This window comes from Alkalibacterium sp. m-11 (genome assembly GCF_054658155.1).
Window position 1 is genome coordinate 1 of record NZ_BAAGIR010000686.1, and the last position, 216, is coordinate 216.

Sequence of the window (216 nt, forward strand, 5' to 3'; positions counted from 1 at the left end):
GCCTAAATCGTTGGTAGTGATAGCGAAATCGGAAATGCCTAAATCAATCCCGATTTTTCTTTTGGTAATTTCCACTGCTTCGTCTTCTGATTTCACCAGAATAGAGACGAAATACTTTCCCGACTTGTTCATAGAAATGGTGCACGACTTGATGACTCCTTCAAACTTTCTGTGTTGGTTCAGCTTCACGAATCCAGTTTTTGGAAGTTTGATTTT

The 216-nt window shown here is 39.4% G+C and carries 1 pseudogene; it reads right to left on the bottom strand.

The features are described 5' to 3' along the window. Positions 1-216: pseudogene (locus ACYQ2O_RS13930) on the bottom strand (RNA-guided endonuclease TnpB family protein); the annotation flags it as partial.